The organism is Komagataeibacter sp. FNDCR2 (assembly GCF_021295395.1).
Classification (GTDB): Bacteria; Pseudomonadota; Alphaproteobacteria; order Acetobacterales; family Acetobacteraceae; genus Komagataeibacter.
The window spans coordinates 1,595,898-1,616,944 of the sequence record NZ_JAIWOU010000001.1 but is presented as its reverse complement, the minus strand read 5'-3'; the positions used below and the strand labels follow the sequence as shown (position 1 = coordinate 1,616,944).

The following is a 21,047-nucleotide window of genomic DNA, read 5'->3' as shown; positions in this document are numbered from 1 at the left end:
GGCATGTGGCATCCCGGTCAGGATCAGCGCGGCGTGCCGATCTTGTGCGGGGCGACCATCAGTTCACGGCCCTTGAGCATGCCATCCCAGTACATGACCGGCATGACCCATTCCTTCAGCAGCCACGCAAGGTGGGTGGGCTTGCGGCCATTGAGCAGCCACAGCGGCAGGGTGGGCTCCAGCTTACCGCCATAGCCGAATTCGGCCAGCACGATCTTGCCGCGCTCAACCGTCAGCGGGCAGGCGCCGTAGCCGTCGTAATCGGCCACCATCGGGCGCTGGTCCAGCGTCGCCAGCACGTTGACCGCCACGACCGGGGCCTGCACGCGCACGGCGGCGGCCGTCTTGGCGTTGGAGGTGCCCGCCACGTCGCCCAGCGCGAAAACGTTCTCGAACTTGAGGTGGCGCAGCGTCGCGGGGTCAACCGCCACCCAGCCGCCATCCCCCGCAAGCGCGCTGTCACGCACCACATCGGGCGCGCGCTGGGGCGGGACGACATGCAGCATGTCGAATTCCGTCTCGGACGTGGTCTTGGTGCCATCATCGGCCACGTTCTCGAACGTGGCGACGCGGTTCTTGCCATCCACCTTCGTCAGGCGGGATTTCAGTTGCAGGTCGATATGGTAGCGCTTGATGTATTCCATGAGCGGCGGCACGAATTCCTTCACCCCGAACAGCCCCGGCGTGGCGGTGTGGAAGGAGACGCTGATATTGTCGGCCAGGCCGCGACGACGCCATGCGTCACAGGCCAGGTACATGGCCTTCTGGGGCGCGCCCGCGCATTTGATCGGCATGGGCGGCTGGGTGAACACGGCGTTGCCGCGCCCCAGCGTCTGCACCAGTTGCCAGGTATAGGGGGCCAGGTCGTAGCGGTAGTTCGAGGTGACGCCATTGCGGCCCAGCGTCTCGCCCAGCCCCTCGATCCCGTCCCAGTCCAGCGTGAGGCCGGTCGCGACGACCAGCACGTTGTAGCGGATGGAGGAACCGTTCGAGAGATGCACGAGGTTGGATTCGGGCTCGAACCCGGTGGCCGCCGCCTGCACCCAGTCGGCCCCGGCCGGGATCAGCTTCTTTTCCGACCGGCGGGTCTGGGACTGCTTGAACACGCCGCCGCCCACCAGCGTCCAGCCCGGCTGGTAGAAATGCGACCCCGAAGGCTCGATGATCGCGACCGTGATGCCACCGCGACGCTTGAGGATGCTGGCCGCGGTGGACAGCCCCGCCGCGCCCCCGCCAACCACGACGACATCATAGGTCAGTCCGCGCGCGGAACTGGACAGGTTGGGGGCGGATGGATCGGTCTGTGTCATGAGTGATCTCCGTAATCGGGTGGAAAAGGGAATCGGTGGCGGGGCGGCAACGGGCCCGTCAGGACCGGCTGACCGGAATCTTGATGTAACTTACACCATTATCTTCCGGTTCGGGCAGATTGCCACCACGCATGTTGACCTGCACGGACGGCATGATCAGGTTTGGCAGGGAAAGCGTGGCGTCCCGCGCGGTGCGCATCTGTACGAACGTACTTTCATCCACGCCGTCATGAACGTGGATATTGCCGCGCCGTTCCGCCCCGATGGTGGTCTCCCACGCGTATTCGTCACGCCCCGGCGCCATGTAGTCATGGCACAGGAAGACCCGCGTCTCCTCCGGCAGGGACAGGAGCCGCCGGATCGAGTGGTACAGCATGCGCGCGTCCCCACCGGGAAAATCGGCGCGCGCCGTGCCGTAATCGGGCATGAACAGCGTATCGCCAATAAAGGCGGCATCCCCGATCACATAGGCCATGTCCGCCGGGGTATGGCCGGGCACGTGCAGCGCGATGGCGGGCAGCGAGCCGAGCATGAACCGCGCGCCATCATGGAACAGGCGGTCGAACTGCGACCCGTCGCGTGCGAAGCGGGTGCCCGCGTTGAACAGTTTGCCGAAAATGTCCTGCACGCGCACGATGGTGTCCCCGATGCCGAGCTGGCCACCCACGCGTTCCTGCAGCCATGGCGCGGCGGAGAGATGGTCCGCATGGACATGGGTTTCGAGCACCCATTCCACCTTCAGCTTTTCGGCCGCCACGTAATCCACGATCTCCTGGGCCAGGTCGTGGTCGGTTTTGCCCGATGCCGGGTCATAATCCATGACGCTGTCGATTATGGCGGCGCTACGGGTGGCGGGGTCATGCACGACATGGGTGGCGGTAAAGGTCGGGTTATCAAAAAAAGTCCTGATAACAGGAACATGTCCGTTCGCGCGACAAGTGGCGATCTGGCTGGCGGCTGCCGTTATGACGGGGTCTGGCATGGAATGCCTTCCACAGTTTCGAAATTACATAATAAATGTATGTTATAAGATGGGTTGCGTCAAGGCGCGGCAGATGCAAAAGGCAGGACATGAGTACTGAGGGCAGCATACCGGCAGCCGGCCATGTGATGGACATGCGCCCGCTGCGTATTGGTGACGTGGCGCCGGACTTCCAGGCCCGCACCACGAAAGGCGAGATGCGCCTGTCGGATTTCCGGGGGCGCTGGCTCCTGCTGTTTTCGCATCCGGCTGATTTCACGCCGGTCTGCACCAGCGAATTCATCGCGCTGGCCCGGGCGGCGGACCGCTTCGCCGCGCTGGACTGCGCGCTGCTCGGCCTGTCGGTGGACAGCCTGTACGCGCACCTGGCCTGGCTGGACGCGATCGAGGACCGCTTCGGTGTCGAGATTCCCTTTCCGCTGGTCGAGGATCCGTCCATGGCGGTGGCCCGCGCCTATGGCATGCTGGACCCCACCGCGCAGAACAGCGCCACGGTGCGCGCGACCTACGTGATCGACCCGGAGGGCACGATCCGCGCCCTGCTGTGGTACCCCATGACCGTGGGCCGCTCGGTAGACGAACTGCTCCGCCTTGTCGCGGCCCTGCGCCGCAGCGACGACGGCGCGGTCATGATCCCCGAAGGGTGGACGCCGGGCGGCGATGTGGTCCAGCCCGTCCCGGCCACGCAGGCGGATGTGCGCGCGGCGGGGGAATGCTGGTTCTACAATGTCATGCCCGACGATACGGGCCGCCCGCGCACCCGTTAGTATATCTGGCCAGCCAGCAGCAGGGGAAGCATGTCCGAGCCTGAACCCACTCCCACCCGTTCCTATGTCCTGACGCTTTCGTGCCCGAACCGGCCGGGCATCGTGGCGGCGATCAGTCGCGCGCTGTTCGAACTTGGCGGTGACATCGCGGGCGCGCAGCAGTTCGACGAGCGTGAAAGCCGGGTCTTTTTCATGCGCATCGTGTTCAGCCTGCCCGCCGGCGGGGCGGAACTGGACACCCTGCATGAGGTGCTGTCCGGCATCGCCGCCCGGCTGGACATGAAGTGGTCCGTGCGCGAGAGCGCGCGCCCCACCCGCACCGTCATCATGGTCTCGCGTTTCGACCATTGCCTTGTGGATCTTCTGTATCGCTGGCGTATCGGCGAACTGGCCATCGAGCCGGTCGCCATCATCTCCAACCACCCGCGTGAGACCTACGCGCATCTCAACCTCGAAGGCGTGCCGTTCCATTACCTGCCGGTTTCCGCCGCCACCCGTGCCGAGCAGGAAGCGCGGATCGAGCATGTGGTGCGGGACACGGGGGCGGAACTGGTGGTGCTGGCGCGCTACATGCAGATCCTGTCGGACCAGATGAGCGCGTGGCTGGCGGGGCGGTGCATCAACATCCACCATTCCTTCCTGCCCGGCTTCAAGGGGGCGCGACCCTATCACCAGGCCTTCGCGCGCGGGGTGAAACTGATCGGGGCGACGGCCCATTTCGTAACGCCCGATCTGGATGAAGGCCCGATCATCGAACAGGATGTCGAGCGCATCACCCATGCCGACAGCCCCGATGACCTGATCCGCAAGGGCCGCGATATCGAACGCCGCGTGCTGGCCCGCGCCGTGCGCTACTTTACCGAACGGCGCGTCATCCCCAACGGCCACAAGACGATCGTGTTCAGCCCATGACGCCTGATGGAAACGCCAGGTCCGGGCCGGAGGGGCACACCACCGCGCGCACCGACGCCATGCCCGACCCGGATATGCAGTGCGCCGGTTTCCGGCAGGCGCGTCTGGCGCGCAAGACCGCCCTGATCGAGGATTATGTCGAACTGATCGATGACCTGCTGCACGAGGGGCAGGAAGCCCGGCAGGTCGATATCGCCGCACGGCTGGGCGTATCGCAGCCCACGGTGGCCAAGATGCTCGTGCGGCTGGAGGCGGATGGACTGGTCACGCGCCGCCCCTATCGTGGTATCTTCCTGACCGAAGCCGGGCACGACATGGCGGGGCAGAGCCGGGAGCGGCACCACACGGTCGAGCGGTTCCTGCGCGCGCTGGGCGTGAGCGAGGCCAATGCCCGCATCGATGCGGAGGGGATGGAACATTACGTGGGCACGGAAACGCTGGACGCCTTCCGCCATGCGCTCGATGCCGGACTGGCCGAATTTCTCGGGGCGGGCGGAAAGAAACGCCGCGACTGACCCACTACCGTAAGGGGACGCCATGACCCGACGCGCAGGCTCCGCCGACCTGCCCCTGCATACGGGCCGCGTGCCCGCATGGCTTGGCCAGCGCATGGCCAGCCTTGGCGCGGTCATGACGCAGGCCATCATCCATCATTACGGGCGCGACGAGTTCCTGCGCCGCCTGGCCCATCCGTTCTGGTTCCAGTCCTTTGGCGCGGTGATGGGCATGGACTGGCATTCCTCGGGCATGACAACCGCCGTCATCGGCGCGCTCAAGCGCGGGCTTGCCCCGCTGTCGGATGAGCTGGGGCTGTATGTATGCGGCGGGCGGGGGCGCCATTCGCGCCGCACGCCCGATGAGCTGCTGGACGTGGGCCACGCCACCGGCCTTGACGCGATCCCGCTTGTGGCGACGAGTCGCATGGTGGCCAAGGTGGACAGCGCCGCCGTGCAGGATGGCTTCGACCTGTACTTGCACGGCTTCGTGGTGGCGGCGGATGGGCGGTGGACCGTCATCCAGCAGGGCATGCATACCGGGCGGCGCATGGCGCGGCGCTATCACTGGCTGTCCGAAGGGCTGGACAGTTTTGTCGAGGCCCCGCACGCCGCCATTGACGGGCGCGCCACGGGCGGTGCGATCATGAACCTGACGGACAGGCGGGCCGGGGCCTCACGCCGGGGGCAGATGGCCGTGCTGCATGAGATGGGGCCGGACCGGCTGACCCATGAACTCATGCGGATCGAGGGCGCGCCCCCGGCACCTGCCCCGGCGCAGGGGGAACTGCCGCACCTGCTGCTGCCCGCCCGCCACGATGTCCGGCCCGTGGATGTGAACATGCGCCGCCTGCATGGCGCGCTGACGGCGGCGGCGGAAGCGGGGCCACGGGACTTTTCCGACCTGCTGCGCGTGCCCGGCGTGGGCGCGCGCACCGTGCGGGCGCTGGCGCTGGTGGCGGAAGTGGTGCATGGCGCGCCCTGCCGTTTTTCTGACCCGGCGCGGTTTTCCCTTGCCCATGGGGGCAAGGACCGTCACCCCTATCCGGTGCCGGTCGCGGTTTATGACCGCACCCTGTCGGTCATGAAGGCGGCGGTGGCGGCGGCGCGCCTGGGGCGGGAGGAACGGCTCGACGCCATCCGTCGGCTCGACAGCGCGGCAAGGCGGCTGGAGCGGGAGGCGACGGGGCCGTCCTTTTCCGACATGATGGCCCATGAGCGCGCGCATTCGCACGAATATGGGGGGCGGTCCGTATTTGGTCATGAACCACCACCGCCCCGCCCGGTTTCAGAAGGGCAGGGACACGGGATCATGCGCCATGATGGCAAGCCACAGGGCCAGCAGGAGCCCGATCACGATGCGTGCCGCCAGGCGGGGTAAGGGAGCGCGTGACATGCGGGTATGATACCGGGGCAAATGCGGCGGAACTGCGGATGCTCCCGCCCGGCCCGTCTTGCCGCGCCCAGTCCCACACCGTCATACCACGGAGGCCGCACCCTACATGACACCACCCGACACCAGCCTGTCCGTGCAACCGCCCTCCGCCCCGCCCGCCGATGTGGCGCGCGCGGCCATGCTGCACCGCTACCGCCATCACCCGATTGCCTTCATCCTGCATTACGTGCGGCTGCATGGCCGGGGGCATGCCACCATCATCGGCGCGATCATGGTGGCGGTTGCGTGCAATGTGGGCATATCCGCCATCATCCGCCATCTGGTCAACGGCATGTCGGAAGGCCGGCAGGGGCGTGAGGCCATATGGGTGTCCATCGTCCTGTTCTGCCTCACCATCATCTGTGACAACACGGCGTGGCGGCTGGCAGGGTGGACGGCGTCGGGCGTGATCGTGCGCGTGGGGGGCGATGTGCGCCATGACCTGTTCCGCTACCTGACCGGCCACGCCTCCACCTATTTCGCGGACAGGCTGTCCGGCGCGCTGGCGGCCCGGGTTTCGGCTGCTGCGGCGGCGGTGGAATCGCTGGAGAACATGGCGGCGTGGAACCTGCTTCCCGCCGGGCTGAACCTGCTGCTGGCCATCGCGACGCTGGGCACGGTCAGCCCGTGGATGGCGCTGGCGCTGGTGGCCATGACGATGGGGGTGGGGCTCGCCATCTACCGTCTGGCCGGGCGTGGGCAGAGCCTGCACCTGTCCTATGCCCGCGAAGCGGCGGAGGTGGATGGGGAAATGCTCGATGTGGTGCAGAACCTGCCGCTGGTGCGCGCCTATGGCATGATCGGCGCGGAACATGCCCGCATGCGCCAGCGCATAGGGGGGGAGACCGGCATGCACACCCTTTCGCTGCGGTATATGGAAAAGCTGCGCATGATCCATTCCTTCGTCACCGCATTCATGACCACGGGGCTGCTGGTGTGGGCCGTGCTGTTATGGCGCATGCACCGGGCCACCACGGGTGATGTGGTGATGGTGACGACACTGGGGTTCCTGATCCTGAACTGCACGCGCGATTTCGCGTTTTCGATGGTGGAAGCCATGAAGCATGTCACCCGGCTGTCGGAAACGCTGGATCACCTGCTGGCCCCGCATGAGCGCAGTGGTGTCGCGGAAACGCTCATGCTGGCCCCCAACGGGGGGCGGGGGCACGTCCGGCTGCGCGATGTCAGCTTTGCCTATCCCGGTGGCGCGCCGGTGCTGTCGCATTTCAATCTCGATATCCCGGCGGGCGCGCGTATCGGGCTGGTGGGGGTGTCCGGTTCGGGCAAGAGCACCGTGCTGGCCCTGTTGCAGCGCCAGCGTTTCGCGCAGGAAGGCGCGGTCGAGATAGACGATATCAATATCCTGCAACTTGATGACGCCAGCCTGCGTGCCAGCATGGCCGTCGTGCCGCAGGATGTGTACCTGCTGCGCCGCTCCGTGCGCGAGAATATCCGCTACGGCCGCCCCGATGCGACCGAGGCTGAAATCCAGGCGGCGGCGGAAGCCGCGGGCTGCACGGGCTTCATTGCGGCCATGCCCCTGGGCTTCGATACGATCGTGGGGGAGCGTGGGGTGATGCTGTCTGGCGGGCAACGCCAGCGCATCGCCATCGCGCGCGCATTCCTGCGCAATGCGCCGGTGCTGATCCTGGACGAGGCGACCAGCGCGCTGGATGGGGAAAGCGAGCGCCATGTCCATGCCGCGCTGGAGCGGCTCATGGTGGGGCGCACCGTGATCGCGGTGGCGCACCGGCTGTCCACCCTGCGCGGGTTTGACCGGATCGTGGTGATGGAACAGGGGCGTATTGCCCAGCAGGGCAGCATGGCGGAACTGGAACATGTGCCCGGCCCCTATCGTGACAGGCTGCTGGCCGGTGCGGGCGCCATGCCGGGGTAGGGGGAAGTCAGGGCGGTGACGGGGGTGGTGGCGTGGCCGTGCCCGCGGGGGCTGGCGCATCGGGTGGCGGGGCCATGTCGATCAGGCGGGCGATGGCGGTGCGGGTGCTGAGCAGGCCGTGCGTGGCCTGCCCCCGGTCATCGGGCACGGGTTGCTGGGGGGACATGAACACCATGCCCTGCGGGAAGGCCAGCAGGATGCGCCTGCGCCGCAGGAAGTTCATGCCCAGAACATTGTAGGTCGTTTTCTCGATATTGACGTCCAGCGGCAGGTCGCGCCATGCACCGATGGTGATACCATCAAAATGATGCCGGCGTCCGGTCAGGATCCGGCCCGCATTGGTGCGGACATTCATGTCCCTGTGCAGGATTGCGGCACTCAGCCCCACGCCCCGCGCCACCTTGCGCGTGAGGGAGGACATGTCCGCCCCCGGTTCGATTTCCATCCGCACCGGATGATCCCCGAACTGGACGGTGATGCCGGTCAGCCTTCCCTCCGCGTCGGGCAGCAGGGGGGTGGCCATGCCATCCGCGTCCACCCAGTTGCGCGTGGGCGTGCAGCCCGGGGCGTCCGTGGTCAGGAACAGGACCATCCGCCGGGCCGGAAAATCAAACAGCACATTGTAATTGCATAATATGTCGTAGCCGATAATGCCGAGAACAGGCATGTCGTTGAGCTGTGGCCAGCCAATGCCCTCCATTACGGCGGGGATGTCCCGTGCGGTTCCGTTGCTTATGCGCAGTTCGTTCAGGACGGTGGTGTAGGTCATGCCCGTGCCCGCGATGGTCTGGATGCGCACCGGGGCCTCCACGGGAAAATCATCGGGCGCGCGGGCGTAAACACCCATCCGCCCCTGTGTCACGCTGACATAGGACAGCCCGCTTACACCGTTGAACGTGGCCGGAATGATGGGGCTGCCGCTATTGGTCAGCAAAGGGACCGCGATCACATGCGCCAGGCAGGCTTCCGGCAGGCCGAACAGTTCAGCAGGCGGCGGGGGTGGCGCGACGGTGGCATGACGGGGGGCGGCGCAGGCGGGCAGGCAGGGGATGGCCAGCAGGGCAAGGGCCAGCGCGGCCACGTGGCGGAAGGGGGATGCGGGTTCAGTCAGGCAGGTCCACCATGGCGTCCGCAGTCCGGGCGCGTTCGTCGGGCGGGGATTCGGTCTGGTCAAAGCGGCTGTAATCAACGGTGATCCGTCCATCCGGCCCGGCGTTTATGATATCCACGAAGCGGTGATTATACAGCATGCGGTCGAATCCGTAAGCCGAACGTGCGAACACGCTCTGGCCGGAGGCTTCGTCCGTTCCGGTCAGGCTGACGATGATTTCAGCCTCCTCCGCCGAGAGGTCATGTTCCGTCAGGCCATAAAGCGGGCTCTGTTCGTTGATGACATGGCTGGGCGTGCAGGCAAAGCGCAGCACGGGAATATGGGCCTGCTGCAGGGGCAGCGGGTCGAACTGCCGCACCACCCGCCCGGTTGGCGTGCGGATGAGCCGCGCAAGGGCGAATTCCACATCCACCGACAGGATCGGGCTGCGCCTGCAGTTCGCGATGCGGATATCGAGGTGAAGCTGGTTGCCTTCCGCCAGGATAAGGACCTTGCCGCTGAACATGACCCGCGCGCGCGGGCGCGAGAAGCGGGCGAAGATCAGCCCCGTGGCCAGGGCGTTGATCATCATGCCGCCCAGCACTTCCACCGTTGCGATCAGGTTGGCGGTGCGGCTGATGGGGGTCATGCCGCCATAACCGACGGTGGAAAGCGTCTGTACGCTGAAGAAGAAGTAATCGGCAAAGCTGCCGGGATGCGCGCCGCTTATGCCCGCGCCATCGGCCATGTAGAGCAGGGCGAATATCAGGTTGACGCCGACATAGAGCACCAGGGAGCCATAGAAGAACGTCCGCCACGGGGCGGTCAGCGCATGATGGTAGAAGTCCGACCAGATCCGGTCCACCTGCCCCACGCGTATGATTGCGTCATGCCCGCGGTCTTCCAGTCGGTGGGCGCGGGCCGACAGTGGCCCCGGTGCGGGGCGGTGTGGGGTATGGGGAGGCGCGGCGTTCTGGGCCATGGCGTTCGGGTCCGCACATCATGTGGCATCAGGATCGTGCTGACCTGACAAATTTTGTAATATTACAGCCGTCCCGGCGGGGCAATCTGCGCCGTGATGGACAGGGCCGTGCGCGATTTGCATATCCATGCCCATATGGCTGGCAGGAGGCACCACATGACAGAACTGACCCCCGAACGGATGGAGCATATGGCCACCGCGCTGGAGGGGAGCGGCCGCTACCGTGTCCTGCGCCCGCTTGCGGCGCGGGTGCTGGAGGCCTATCCGCCCGAACCCGGCACGCGGCTTGGCATGTTTCTTGACCTTGAGACAACGGGGCTCAATGCCGCGAAGGACGAGATCATCGAATTCGGGATCGTACCGTTCGTCTATACGCTGGAGGGGCGGATTCTGGGCAGCCTGGAGCCTTTCAGCCGCCTGCGGGAACCGTCCTGCCCTATCCCCGCGCAAATTACGGCGCTGACCGGCATTACCCCCGAAATGGTGGCCGGGCAGTCCGTCACACCTGAGGAGGTGGCCGGTTTTGTTGCGCCCGCCTCACTTATTATCGCACATAATGCATCTTTTGACCGCAAGTTCGCGGAGCGTTTCAGCCCTGTCTTCACCACCAAGCCATGGGCGTGCTCCATGCGGGACGTGGACTGGGCGGCGGAAGGGTATGAGGGACGCAAGCTGTCCTATCTGGGCATGCAGTCGGGGTTCTGGTTTGACGGGCACCGCGCGACGGATGACTGTCAGGCCGGCATCGCCATTCTTGACCGGACCCTGCCGGTGTCCGGCCGTCCGGCACTGGCGGCCCTGCTGGAAAACGCGCGGCGGATACTGTGCCGCATCTGGGCCGAAAACGCGCCCTATGAATACAAGGACATGCTGCGCCAGCGCGGCTACCGCTGGAATGATGGAACGGATGGCAACCCGCGCGCCTGGTCCATCTCCCTGCCGGAAGCGGAGGTGGAGGGGGAACTGGCCTTCCTGTCGGCGGAGGTCTATGTCCGCCCTGTCGAACTGCCCGTAACCCGCATTACGCCATGGGACCGCTTTTCCACCCGGTGTTAGAAGATTTTTGAATCAACTGGCTGATATAAAATAACAAAACCTGTCAGGCGCCGCCTTTTCCCCAAAAGGCGGCGTTTCGTGATGATTGGCGGGATGTTTCATGGTGAGGGGAATATTGCCAAAGCCCCGCCCGTGGTGTTCCCGAGGCGCCATGACATGGCGACAGGCTAACTTGCCGCCGTGCACTCCCGCCGCCCTCCACGCTCATGACCAGCGGAACGGTTGCGTGGCGCATCCGTGAAAACCCTTTTTTCATATTTCCATGAAACAACGTGGGCAGCAGGAAAACAGTGTGAATGCGTGGGCTCTCGGGCATGTGGGAATGTAAGAAATGACCAGTATCGGGAATGAGTATTTCAATACGGGAAATACGATTACGCAGGGCGGGTCGTACACCCTGGCCCCGGTCGCCATTCTTGGCGTCGCGGGTAATGCCAGTGTTGATGTCGTCTCGACGGATGGCGATCCGGTCACGGCGAGCATTTCCCTCAACGGGTTGCTGGATTCGTCCGTTACGGCGCTCAGCACCTATACCATTACCGCGGAAAAGAACACCTATGTTACGGTCTCGACCGGTACCGTGGCCCTGGGTACCACGGTTGTGGTGAACGCGGATGGCGGCAGCGCCAACCTGGCGGGGGGGCTGCTGACGGCGGTTTCCGGGATTACGGTCAATATATCCAATGGCGGTACGTTTGACGGTAACGGCATGATTTCAGCCGTTACCGGGCTGACACTCAATTTCGGCAATGGTGGCGGCACGCTGAACCTTGTGGGATCCAGTGATGGGCTGGCGCTGCTTGACGGCGCCAGCATAAACGGATTTGGCGCCGGAGATAACATTATTGTTGAAAGCAATGGTGCGACGGCAACCGTATCCGACGTAAGCTATGACGCACTTTTTGATACGTCCACCATAACCTTCTCCAATGGGGATACGCTGGAACTGAACGGGTCGTATCAGGATACGGACCCCAGCGCGAGCAACTACCTTGCGACGGTTGCGGATAAAAACGGCGTGGGCACGGTGCTGGTCTGCTTCCTGTCCGGTTCCATGGTCCATACCGCGCGCGGTGAGGTGGCCATTGAAGATGTCAGGATTGGTGATGAGGTTCTGGTGCCGGGCGACGGGCCGCAGGTCTTTCGCCCCGTAAGCTGGGTCGGCAGCCAGTCGGCCACCGTGCGGCCGGGGCCATACCCCGATGAAGCCGGTTATCCCGTGCGTATTCTCAAGGACGCCATAGCACAGGGCGTTCCCTACAAGGACATGCTGATTACGCCTGAACACTGCCTTTTTCTGGAGGGGTGCTTCATTCCCGTCCGCATGCTGGTCAATAACCGCAGCATCTATTACGACCTGAGTATTACATCCTATACTTACTACCATCTCGAAACCGCGCATCATTCCATCATCACGGTGGATGGTGTCCTGACGGAAAGCTATCTGGATACCGGAAACCGCCATGGATTCCGGCAGACAGGGGCGGTTGTGGGCTTTCCGGGGCAGGAAAAGACATGGGCCAGGGACAGCGCCGCGCCGCTGGGGGTTGCGGTGGATGTCGTCCGCCCCGTTTTTGAAGCCATTGCCGCGCGTGCCCTGGCCAGCAATATTGCCCCCCGCTACCCCGCCATGGAAACAACGGGGGATGCCGACCTGCATCTCGTAACGGATTCCGGCGTGACCATCCGCAGCATGCATGGCGCCAACGGGTTTGCTTTTTTCATGATCCCGCCCTGTGTCCACACGGTGCGGATCATGTCGCGTACCAGCCGACCATCCGATACGGTTGGCCCCTATGTGGATGATCGTCGTCATTTTGGTGTTCTGGTACGAAATATAAAACTGTTTGAGGGGAATGTCGGGCGCTCCATCACGTCGCATCTCGCGCCCGCCGCACCGGACGGATGGCATGGCGGTGAAAGCCCGACCAGCCGGTGGACGGACGGGCAGGCGCTGCTGGAACTGGGCGCGCGTAATCCGGCGTCCATCGGTCTGCTCTGTATGGAAATACCCGTCTCCGGCCCCTATCGCGTGGCAGCGGAGACGGCCCATGGTCCCGCGCGCCTTACGGCATGAACATCCACTTGGGGGACCATTCACCAGACGCCGCCTTTTTGAAAAAAAGGGGCGTCCAGAAACGTTTATTGTTTTTTATCAGGGTTGTCCCGGCGCTTCGGTTTCCCGCCAGTCCCTTACCAGAAATCAGGATCAAAGCCGTAACCTTATCCTGACAGGAGAGCAGGCAGTCATTTTAAAACAAAGGGTCACGGGTTGAAATGAAGCGTTATAATTGCTCGGTTGTCGTATGTGCCAGATGGGAAAAGCCTTATATACTTGAATGGATAACCTATTATAAATCCATTGGATACGATCATATCTACCTGTACTGCAATGATGACCGACCGGATGAGCTTTACCGGGAGATTTTACCCTTTGTTGTAGGCCGGGATCCCTTTGTTACATTCGTGCATTTTACAACGCAGGGCTTTCAGCAGCAGATGTACCTGCATTTCCTGACCAACTACCAGCAGGAAACGGAGTGGGTCAGTTTTTTCGATGTGGATGAATTCCTGAACATTCCCGCGTTCCGCGATATTGATGATCTGGTCGCCCATTACCCGGAAGCGGACTGTATCCTGTTTTACTGGATTGTTTTTGGTCATAATGGCCATGAAAGGAACCCGCCCGGCCCAGTTCTGGAAAATTATACGAAAAGGGCCGTGGGTGTTAATGAATACACCAAGTATATCTGCAGGACGGCTGCCCTGCTGGATGACAAGATTTTCTCACCCGAAGGTTTCGGGTTCTGGCATAACCCCGTCTGGCACGCCTATGGGGATATAAGGGTTGTGGATGTCCTGCACCGTGAGGTGTCCGATATCCATACCCTTTCCGCCACGGAAATACAGGTTATTGAAAATACGGCCAGTGTTCATCACTACATGATCAAGTCAAAGGAATATCTGAAGCACCGGATACGGCGTGGAACAACGGGCGCGTTTTCCGGTCAGGTCATATGGGATGAAACGGAAGCGGGCCGGAAAAATGCGCTGGAAGAGTCCATGCGCGCATTCAACGCGGCGGAAAATGTATCGCTGTGTGATTACTGGAACAATATAGTACAAAACGCCACGAAAGTAACGGTGCCTGCCCGGATGCCGGGCCGGAACATTTCCCTGAACAAACCATGTGAGCAGAGCAGCATCAGCACCTGGTCCATCGGGCATGATACGCGATCCGATGCGGGTAACGCGGTCAATGGCATCGTCAATGGGCTTGTGAAATTCCATACGGGCCTTGAAGACAACCCGTGGTGGCGGATCGACCTTATGGGATTGTACCAGGTCGAGGACATACTCATTTACAATATCATGGCACCCACGCGGCAGCGATGCCGGAATATCCGCATGGAGTATTCCGGCGATGGGGAAAATTTCTGTTTCGGGTTTGAAAAAAAGGATGACCAGCCCATCGGCAACCTGGCTACGGGGCCGTACCATGTCCATACATCGTTCAAGGCCCGTTTTATCCGCCTGACCCTGATCGGGCAGAATTTTTTCCACCTCGACCAGGTTGAGATTTATGGCGAGCGGTGCTGAAGCCTCCGTTATGCATGGGCGGTTTTTAGCAAAAGCCCTTTGAATAACGGCTTGATGGAAAAGCAATAAAAGTTTTTGGGTGCCGCCTTTTTTCAAAAAGGCGGCGTTTCCCACCGCCCGGTGCGGGCTTGGTCCATGTCCTTATCTTTCCAGCGTGGGGGACAGGATGGGCCGGGTCAGGTTGTCATCGGGGTCGGGGCCATGGGTGTGCGGCCGGGGCACGTCGCCTGTCGCGGGGGCGTTATGCAGCCCGGAATACTGGAGCGGATCGACCGAAAACAGTTTGTCGGGCGCGGGAAGCCGGGCCGCGTCCCATCCACCGCCACATGCGCGGATCAGACCGACCTGCGCCTGCAGGTAACGTGTCTGGACCTCGACCTGCTGGATGCGGGCGTCCAGCGTGCTGACCTGCGCGATCAGCACGTCCAGATAGCTTGCAAGGCCACCCTTGTACAGGTTCATCGTAATGTCCTGCGTCTGGCTGGCGGCACCTACGGCCGCGCGCAGGCGGCTGTTTTCACTATCAAGCCGGTTGGTGCGGGACAGCCCGTCCTCCACATCACGGAAGGCGGTCAGCACCGTCATGCGGTAGTGGTCGCGTGTTTCACGGTAGGCGGACCAGCTCTGTTGCAGTTCGGCCCGGCGCAGGCCGCCCTCGAACACGGGCATGGTCACCGTGGCGCCATAGGTCCACATGCTGTTGGCAAGGTTGGCCAGATTGAACCCGTTGTCACTGAACCCGCCATCCATGTGAAAGGAGACATGCGGATAGAAGGATGCCCGTGCGATCCCGATCGCCCGGTTGGCCTGCGCCATCTGGCGTTCCGCCATGGCGACATCGGGCCTGCGCTCCAGCAGTTCCGATGGCAGGCCCGGTTTCAGCGCGAAGCGGTTCGTGTTCAGGTGGCTGTCCGCCGTGATGTGGAAGGTCGAAGGGGCGGCATTGACCAGTACGGCAATGGCATGCTCCATCACTTCGCGCTGGGCCTGGATATCAAGCAGGTGGGCCTGGGTGGTGTAAAGCTGGTTCTGGGCGCGGGCCACGTCCAGCCGTGACGCGGCCTGATCGATCAGGCGCGTCTGCGTGACGCGCAGCGATTCCTGGTAATACCCGATCGACTGGCCATAGATGGCGGCCTGCGCGTCCAGCCCGCGCAGGGTGAAATAGTCACTGGCCAGTTCCGACTGCAGGCTGAGCCGCGCATTGGCGTATTCGGCGGCCTGTTCCTGCGCATAGTCCTTCTGCAACCGTACGCGGTTGCGGATGGAGGACCAGAAATCCGGTTCCCACGACGCCATGCCGCCATAGAATTCATCGGAATCGGTAATGGGCCCCTTGTAGCGGAACAGCCGCTCGGTCGAGCTTTTGTTGTTGCTGCCCCCAAAGGCGATGCCGAAATGGGGCAGCAGGTCGGCCCGTGCCTCGCTTACGATGGCGCGCGCCTGCAGGAAGCGTTCGGATGCCGCCTGCAGGTCCCCGTTATGGTCCGTGGCCTGCGTTTCCAGCGCGTCCAGTTGCGGGTCGGCAAAGGTTGTCCACCAGTCGGACCGGATGCTGTCATCCATCGGGTGGGCCACCTCGAACGGGGCCTGCCCCTCCCATGTGGTGGGAATGACGTAATGCGGCGCGTGATAGGCGGGCGAGAGGTCGCACCCCGCCAGTGACAGCAGCGACAGGACACAGGCCCCGCCCGCGGGCAGGGAACGGCGGATGGGGAGCGCCATCATTCATCGTCCTTTTCAGATACGTCGTTGCTGTATCCGGCCACGGGCTGGACCACATGCACCTTTTCACCCTCCAGCAGGTCGGCGGGCGGGTTGTCTATGATCCTGTCCGTGGGGGAAAGGCCGGAGAGAACCTGCGTCGCCCCATCGCCCATGCGGCCGACCGTGATATCGTGGAAATGCGCGATGTCCTGCCCATCCACCACCGCGACCTGCATGCCGTGTTCCTGAAACACCAGCGCCCCGGTGGGAATGCTCTGGTGCCCGCCCTGTTCGGGCGCGCTCAGGGTGACGGCGGCAAACGTGCCCGGCCACAGGGCATGGTCCGTGTTGTCGATGATGAATTCACTCACGCTGGTGCGGGTGTCGGGGTCGTAGCCACCCGATACGGTCAGGAAGCGGGCTTCAAACACCCGGTCGGGAAACTGCGGCACATGCACGCGCGCGCGCAGGCCGGGCTGGAGGATGTAGGACAGGTTTTCGGGAATGGAGACGAACAGGCGCATCTGGTGCGTGTCCGCCACGCTGAACAGTTCACTGGCCCCGCCCGTGGCGTTCAGGTTGCCGCCGCCTTCATGCACGTAGTCGCCCACGTTGATGTCACGTTCCGTCACCACCCCATCGAAGGGGGAGACGATGATCTTGAAGCGTTCAAGGGCCGCGTAGCGGTCCAGGTTATGCCGCGCCGCTTCCAGGTCGGCGGCGGCTGATTTCTCGTTCGCGTCCTGCACCGAGACCGACTGCCCCGATACGGCCTGCGACTTGCCCATGAGCCGCCAGCGCTGGGCGGTGACCACGGCCAGGTCATATTTCGCCTGCGAGGACTGGAGATCCGCCTGCGCCTGCGCGAACTGGGCATCGAGGCCGGGGGTGTTGATTTCAGCCAGCACGTCCCCGCTGGCGACATGCGCGCCATAATCCTTGTACCACATGCGCACATAGCCCGAGACCTGCGGGTAGATCGGCGCCTGGTACCACGCATCGATCGTGCCGGGCAGGTCGAGGCTGACCTGCCGCGCCTCGGCATGGGGGGAAATGACCATGACATCGGGCACGGCGGCCGCCATCGCGTCGCGGCGCAGTTCGGCCGCATGATGCACGCGTTCGACCAGCAGGTAGCCACACCACCCCACCAGAAGTGCTGCGCCCCCCATCATTATGGTTCTTGATGATTTTTTGGTTGTCATGGGTTCATTTCCTCCCGGCTGCGGGACGGGCGGTTGTGCAGGATTGCGTAAACACACGGCACGAACAGGAGCGTGGATACGGTCGCCACCAGCAGGCCGCCAATGACGGCGCGGCCCAGCGGCGCGTTCTGGGAATTGCTCATGGCCATCGGCACCATGCCGATCACCATGGCCAGCGCGGTCATGAGCACGGGGCGGATACGGCCGTACCCCGCCTCCACCGCCGCGCGCAGGGCGTCGCCATGTTCCTCGATCCGTTCGCGCGCGAAGGAGACGACCAGGATCGAATTGGCCGTCGCCGTGCCCATGCACATGATCGCACCCGTCAGGGCCGGCACCGACAGGCGCGTATGGGTCAGGAACAGCGCCCATGCGATCCCGGCCAGCGCGCCGGGCAGCGCGGTGATGATGATGAAGGGGTCAAGCCAGGACTGGAAGTTGACCACGATCAGCAGGTAGATCAGCATGACCGACACCACCAGGCCGAACACCAGTTCCGTATAGGAATGGCGCATGGTTTCGGTCTGGCCACGGATCACCACGGCGGCGGTGGAGGGCACCATCTTTTCCGTCTCGTGCAGGACGCGGCGCACGCCTGCCGTGACCTGGCCCAGGTCGGCCCCTTCGGCGGAGACGTAGATATCGACCTCCGGCATGGAGTTGAAATGCGAGACCTGCCCCGGCGTGCCGGTGGCCGCGACATTGCTGATCCCGCCCAGAAGCTGCATATGCCGCCCCTGCGGGTCACCATCGCCCTTGTCGACCGGGATGGTCATGAGATTGTTGAAATGGGTCAACTGGTCCTGTGACACATAGACGTTGAGCGGGAAGGTGATGCCGGTCTGCGGGTCCAGCCAGTATTGCGGGTCCACCGTCTGGCTGCCCGACAGGGTCATGAGTTCATTATTGGCCAGATCCGCTTCCGTCATGCCGGTGGCCTGCCCGAAGGTGCGGTTGCCCTGCACGAACAGGGTCGGGGTCTTCATGGTCTGCTGGATCGTGACATCCGCCGCGCCGGGCACCTGCCGCAGGCGGTTGACCACCTGGCGGGCATATTCGTAGTTGTCGCGCAGGTCGGGGCCGGAAATCTGCACGTCGATGGGTGAAGGCGAGCCGAAGTTCAGGATCTTGGCGGTCAGGTCGGCTGGCTGGAACGTAAATACCGTGCCGGGAAAATGCGCCGACAGGTCACGGCGCAGCAGGGCGCGGTAATCCCATACCGGCGTTTCCTCGTCCTTCAGCGCGATGGTGATGTCGCAGTCCTGCGTGCCGATGGTGGGCGTGGGAATGAACGCCTGGTTATGCGCGCCTTCGGGCAGGCCGCAATTCTCGATCATGGTGTCGACCTTACCGGGGAACAGGGCGTTGATGCGGTCTTCCACCAGCGAGGCTTCGCGCCCCGCCACCTCGATACGCGTGCCCAGCGGCGCGCGCATGTGCATCTGGAGCGTGCCGGATTTCGTTTCTGGAAAGAAATCACGCCCGGCCATGAAATACAGGCCCGTCGAGCATACCGAAAGCCCGAGGAACACCGCGACAAACCGCTGCCGCCGCGCAATGGCCCAGCGCAGCAGGGCAGCATACTGTTCACGGAAACTGTTGAACCCGCGTTCGAACGCCTGCTGGAAGCGTTCGGGCAGGCGGGTGGGGTACTGCAGTTTATGGATCTGCGGTTCGCAGTGGTGGGAATCCCCATGTCCCGCCACGCTGTGCCCGGCCAGAAGGTATTTGGCCATGGTCGGCACCAGCGTGCGCGACAGGATGAAGGACGCGATCATGGAGAAGATGATGGCTTCCGCCATGGGCATGAACAGCCAGCCCGCAACCCCGCTCAGCCCGAACAGCGGCAGCCAGACGATGCAGATGCAGGTGGTGGCGACAAAGGTGGGAATGACGATCTGGTTCGCCGCGTCGATAATGGCGGGTTCCAGTTCTTTGCCCATTTCCAGATGCGCGTCGATATTCTCGATCATGACGGTCGCGTCATCGACCAGAATGCCCACCGCCAGCGCCAGTCCGCCCAGCGTCATGACATTGATGGTCTGGCCCGCCCAGTGCAGGCCGATGATGGCGCACAGGATCGCCAGCGGGATGGAGGTGGCGATGATGACCGTCGGCCGCCACGACCCCAGGAACAGCAGCACCACCATGCCGGTCAGGAAGGCGGCGGTGAGCATTTCGCGCACCACGTCGAAAATCGAATCCTTCACGAAGATCGAGGCATCCCCCAGGATGCTGACCTTCACATCCGGCGGCAGCAGCTTCTGTATGCGCGGCAGCAGCGCCTTGGCCCCCGCCACCACGTCCAGCGTCGAGGCGTCGCCACTTTTCATGACCACGATCTCCACGCCCTGCTTGCCCTTGACCAGCACGAGGTTCGTCTGCGGGTGTCCGCCACGATAGACCTCGGCCACGTCATGCACGTAGATCACCGCATTGCCCACGCGCTTGACCGGAATGTCCCCCAGTTCCTTCATGGAGCGCGGGGTGGCGTTGGTCTGGACCATCCAGTCCGTCGCCGCGATCTTCTGGTCCCCCGCCGGCAGGACGATGTTCTGCCCGCGCAGGGCGTTCTGCACATCCATGGCGGACAGGTGATGGGCCTGGAGCTGCTGCTGGTTGAGCGAGACCATGACGAAACTGTCCATGCCGCCATAGGCCTGCGGCACGACGGCCCCCGGCACGGTCACCAGCAGCGGTCGCACGCGGATCATCGCCAGCTTGAACAGGTCGGACGGCGTCTGCCGGTCGGATGTGACCTGTAGGGTCAGCACCGGCACGGAAGAGGCGTCAAGGCTCATGACCATGGGGGAGGGGATGTTTTCGGGAAGCTGCTTTATCACCGTCTGCGAAATGGCGGTGACTTCGGCCTCGGCCTTGCCGATATCCGTTCCGGGCTGGAAGTATATGTTGACGATACCGCGACCGTAATACGAACTGCTTTCCATATGTTCGATGCCCTCGACTGTCGAGGTGACCATCAGTTCGTAATTATAGATGATACGGCCCGCGAATTCTTCCGGCAGCATGCCGCCGTAAGTCCACACAACGGACACGACCGGAATGCGGATGTTGGGGAATACATCGGTTGGCGTACGGAATACCGACATGATGCCAAAGACCACGATCAGGATCGATAGCACCACGAAAGTATAAGGCCGACGCAGCGCGGTGACTACGATGGCATTCATGGGGTGGGTGATTCCCTATATTATGATAACCATACCCTGACCATTGATCAGAAGTATATGTGCGCGTTATTACGGTTCGTTACATTAATAAGGCACATTACTGCGGGGTGTTTACAGAAGGCGGGTCATGTTGACTGAAAAAAGCATAATAAACCACTCCGGCATGATGGGTGGCAGCATGCCGGCAGGGAGTCATGTGGCATCTGCATATGTGACAGATAGCGTGTTTTTTTACAAATTATGAACGGATAATATTTAAAATAATTTTTCATTACATGGAATGTAGTGCATAATTACATACACTTAATAAAGTAATTTTTAAGGAATCTTTCGCGGCCTATCCCCACAAACGCCACAATGCGCCGCGCCCCGGTCGCATGGCGGGGTCAGCTTATTGCGATTGGCGGCGGCCCCGTATT

The 21,047-nt window shown here is 63.0% G+C and carries 15 protein-coding genes; 8 read left to right on the top strand and 7 right to left on the bottom strand.

From position 1 onward, the window contains the following. Positions 1-23: 23 nt before the first annotated feature. Together LDL28_RS07620 and LDL28_RS07615 are read right to left on the bottom strand one after the other, a co-directional pair. Positions 24-1,310, bottom strand: a complete 1,287-nt coding sequence (locus tag LDL28_RS07620) for an FAD/NAD(P)-binding oxidoreductase (protein ID WP_233058010.1) — start codon at positions 1,308-1,310, stop codon at positions 24-26. A gap of 58 nt (positions 1,311-1,368) precedes the next feature. Next, positions 1,369-2,292 (bottom strand): MBL fold metallo-hydrolase, encoded by a 924-nt coding sequence (locus tag LDL28_RS07615; RefSeq protein WP_233058009.1) that lies wholly within the window; start codon positions 2,290-2,292, stop codon positions 1,369-1,371. Between the two features lie 89 nt (positions 2,293-2,381). On the opposite strand from LDL28_RS07615, the gene LDL28_RS07610 reads away from it, so the two are divergent. The 5 genes from LDL28_RS07610 (at position 2,382) to LDL28_RS07590 (ending at position 7,797) form a co-directional block, all read left to right on the top strand. Continuing rightward, positions 2,382-3,059 carry a peroxiredoxin gene (locus tag LDL28_RS07610; RefSeq protein WP_233058008.1) on the top strand — a complete coding sequence of 226 codons (678 nt, stop codon included), beginning with the start codon at positions 2,382-2,384 and terminating at the stop codon, positions 3,057-3,059. Between the two features lie 30 nt (positions 3,060-3,089). Further along, a complete protein-coding gene (purU, locus tag LDL28_RS07605) occupies positions 3,090-3,971 on the top strand; it encodes a formyltetrahydrofolate deformylase (RefSeq protein ID WP_233058007.1) in 882 nt (293 codons plus the stop codon). Continuing rightward, the gene (mntR, locus tag LDL28_RS07600) at positions 3,968-4,486 is read left to right on the top strand and encodes a manganese-binding transcriptional regulator MntR (RefSeq protein WP_255663110.1); all 519 of its coding nucleotides are present in this window, start codon (positions 3,968-3,970) and stop codon (positions 4,484-4,486) included. The genes purU and mntR overlap by 4 nt, the downstream gene beginning before the upstream one ends. A gap of 22 nt (positions 4,487-4,508) precedes the next feature. Beyond that, a complete protein-coding gene (locus LDL28_RS07595) occupies positions 4,509-5,846 on the top strand; it encodes a DUF763 domain-containing protein (protein WP_233058006.1) in 1,338 nt (445 codons plus the stop codon). A 193-nt stretch (positions 5,847-6,039) separates the two neighbouring features. After that, complete coding sequence (locus tag LDL28_RS07590) at positions 6,040-7,797, top strand: ABC transporter ATP-binding protein (RefSeq protein WP_370636370.1); 1,758 nt, start codon at positions 6,040-6,042, stop codon at positions 7,795-7,797. Positions 7,798-7,804: 7 nt separating this feature from the next. Here LDL28_RS07590 and LDL28_RS07585 read toward each other — a convergent pair whose 3' ends face one another. Both LDL28_RS07585 and LDL28_RS07580 read right to left on the bottom strand, forming a co-directional pair. Next, on the bottom strand, positions 7,805-8,971 hold the full coding sequence (locus LDL28_RS07585; RefSeq protein ID WP_233058004.1) for a retroviral-like aspartic protease family protein: 1,167 nt from the start codon (positions 8,969-8,971) through the stop codon (positions 7,805-7,807). Beyond that, complete coding sequence (locus LDL28_RS07580; RefSeq protein WP_233058003.1) at positions 8,901-9,869, bottom strand: ion channel; 969 nt, start codon at positions 9,867-9,869, stop codon at positions 8,901-8,903. The genes LDL28_RS07585 and LDL28_RS07580 overlap by 71 nt, the downstream gene beginning before the upstream one ends. A gap of 156 nt (positions 9,870-10,025) precedes the next feature. Between LDL28_RS07580 and LDL28_RS07575 the strand changes: the two genes are divergently transcribed. The 3 genes from LDL28_RS07575 to LDL28_RS07565 all read left to right on the top strand — a co-directional run bounded on the left by LDL28_RS07575 (position 10,026) and on the right by LDL28_RS07565 (position 14,525). Then, a complete protein-coding gene (locus tag LDL28_RS07575; protein ID WP_233058002.1) occupies positions 10,026-10,925 on the top strand; it encodes a 3'-5' exonuclease in 900 nt (299 codons plus the stop codon). Positions 10,926-11,256: 331 nt separating this feature from the next. Further along, entirely contained in the window at positions 11,257-13,002 is a 1,746-nt protein-coding gene (locus LDL28_RS07570; RefSeq protein ID WP_233058001.1) for a Hint domain-containing protein, read from the top strand. A 200-nt stretch (positions 13,003-13,202) separates the two neighbouring features. Then, a complete protein-coding gene (locus tag LDL28_RS07565) occupies positions 13,203-14,525 on the top strand; it encodes a glycosyltransferase family 2 protein (RefSeq protein WP_233058000.1) in 1,323 nt (440 codons plus the stop codon). Positions 14,526-14,666: 141 nt separating this feature from the next. On the opposite strand, the gene LDL28_RS07560 is transcribed toward LDL28_RS07565, so the two are convergent. Genes LDL28_RS07560 through LDL28_RS07550 form a run of 3 tightly spaced genes read right to left on the bottom strand, consistent with a single transcriptional unit; the run spans position 14,667 to position 20,628 of the window. After that, positions 14,667-16,253 carry an efflux transporter outer membrane subunit gene (locus LDL28_RS07560; RefSeq protein ID WP_233057999.1) on the bottom strand — a complete coding sequence of 529 codons (1,587 nt, stop codon included), beginning with the start codon at positions 16,251-16,253 and terminating at the stop codon, positions 14,667-14,669. After that, positions 16,250-17,437, bottom strand: coding sequence for an efflux RND transporter periplasmic adaptor subunit (locus LDL28_RS07555; protein ID WP_233057998.1), 1,188 nt, complete (start codon positions 17,435-17,437; stop codon positions 16,250-16,252). Before LDL28_RS07555 ends, LDL28_RS07560 begins: the two co-directional genes overlap by 4 nt. Then, complete coding sequence (locus tag LDL28_RS07550; protein ID WP_233057997.1) at positions 17,434-20,628, bottom strand: efflux RND transporter permease subunit; 3,195 nt, start codon at positions 20,626-20,628, stop codon at positions 17,434-17,436. Before LDL28_RS07550 ends, LDL28_RS07555 begins: the two co-directional genes overlap by 4 nt. Positions 20,629-21,047: the final 419 nt, after the last annotated feature.

What these genes read in the sequence shown, in the direction of transcription:
- LDL28_RS07620 (WP_233058010.1), bottom strand. Translation starts at nt 1,310, where the DNA reads ATGACACAGACCGATCCATCCGCCCCCAACCTGTCCAGTTCCGCGCGC.
- LDL28_RS07615 (WP_233058009.1), bottom strand. Translation starts at nt 2,292, where the DNA reads ATGCCAGACCCCGTCATAACGGCAGCCGCCAGCCAGATCGCCACTTGT.
- LDL28_RS07610 (WP_233058008.1), top strand. Translation starts at nt 2,382, where the DNA reads ATGAGTACTGAGGGCAGCATACCGGCAGCCGGCCATGTGATGGACATG.
- purU (WP_233058007.1), top strand. Translation starts at nt 3,090, where the DNA reads ATGTCCGAGCCTGAACCCACTCCCACCCGTTCCTATGTCCTGACGCTT.
- mntR (WP_255663110.1), top strand. Translation starts at nt 3,968, where the DNA reads ATGACGCCTGATGGAAACGCCAGGTCCGGGCCGGAGGGGCACACCACC.
- LDL28_RS07595 (WP_233058006.1), top strand. Translation starts at nt 4,509, where the DNA reads ATGACCCGACGCGCAGGCTCCGCCGACCTGCCCCTGCATACGGGCCGC.
- LDL28_RS07590 (WP_370636370.1), top strand. Translation starts at nt 6,040, where the DNA reads ATGCTGCACCGCTACCGCCATCACCCGATTGCCTTCATCCTGCATTAC.
- LDL28_RS07580 (WP_233058003.1), bottom strand. Translation starts at nt 9,869, where the DNA reads ATGGCCCAGAACGCCGCGCCTCCCCATACCCCACACCGCCCCGCACCG.
- LDL28_RS07575 (WP_233058002.1), top strand. Translation starts at nt 10,026, where the DNA reads ATGACAGAACTGACCCCCGAACGGATGGAGCATATGGCCACCGCGCTG.
- LDL28_RS07570 (WP_233058001.1), top strand. Translation starts at nt 11,257, where the DNA reads ATGACCAGTATCGGGAATGAGTATTTCAATACGGGAAATACGATTACG.
- LDL28_RS07565 (WP_233058000.1), top strand. Translation starts at nt 13,203, where the DNA reads ATGAAGCGTTATAATTGCTCGGTTGTCGTATGTGCCAGATGGGAAAAG.
- LDL28_RS07560 (WP_233057999.1), bottom strand. Translation starts at nt 16,253, where the DNA reads ATGATGGCGCTCCCCATCCGCCGTTCCCTGCCCGCGGGCGGGGCCTGT.
- LDL28_RS07555 (WP_233057998.1), bottom strand. Translation starts at nt 17,437, where the DNA reads ATGACAACCAAAAAATCATCAAGAACCATAATGATGGGGGGCGCAGCA.
- LDL28_RS07550 (WP_233057997.1), bottom strand. Translation starts at nt 20,628, where the DNA reads ATGAATGCCATCGTAGTCACCGCGCTGCGTCGGCCTTATACTTTCGTG.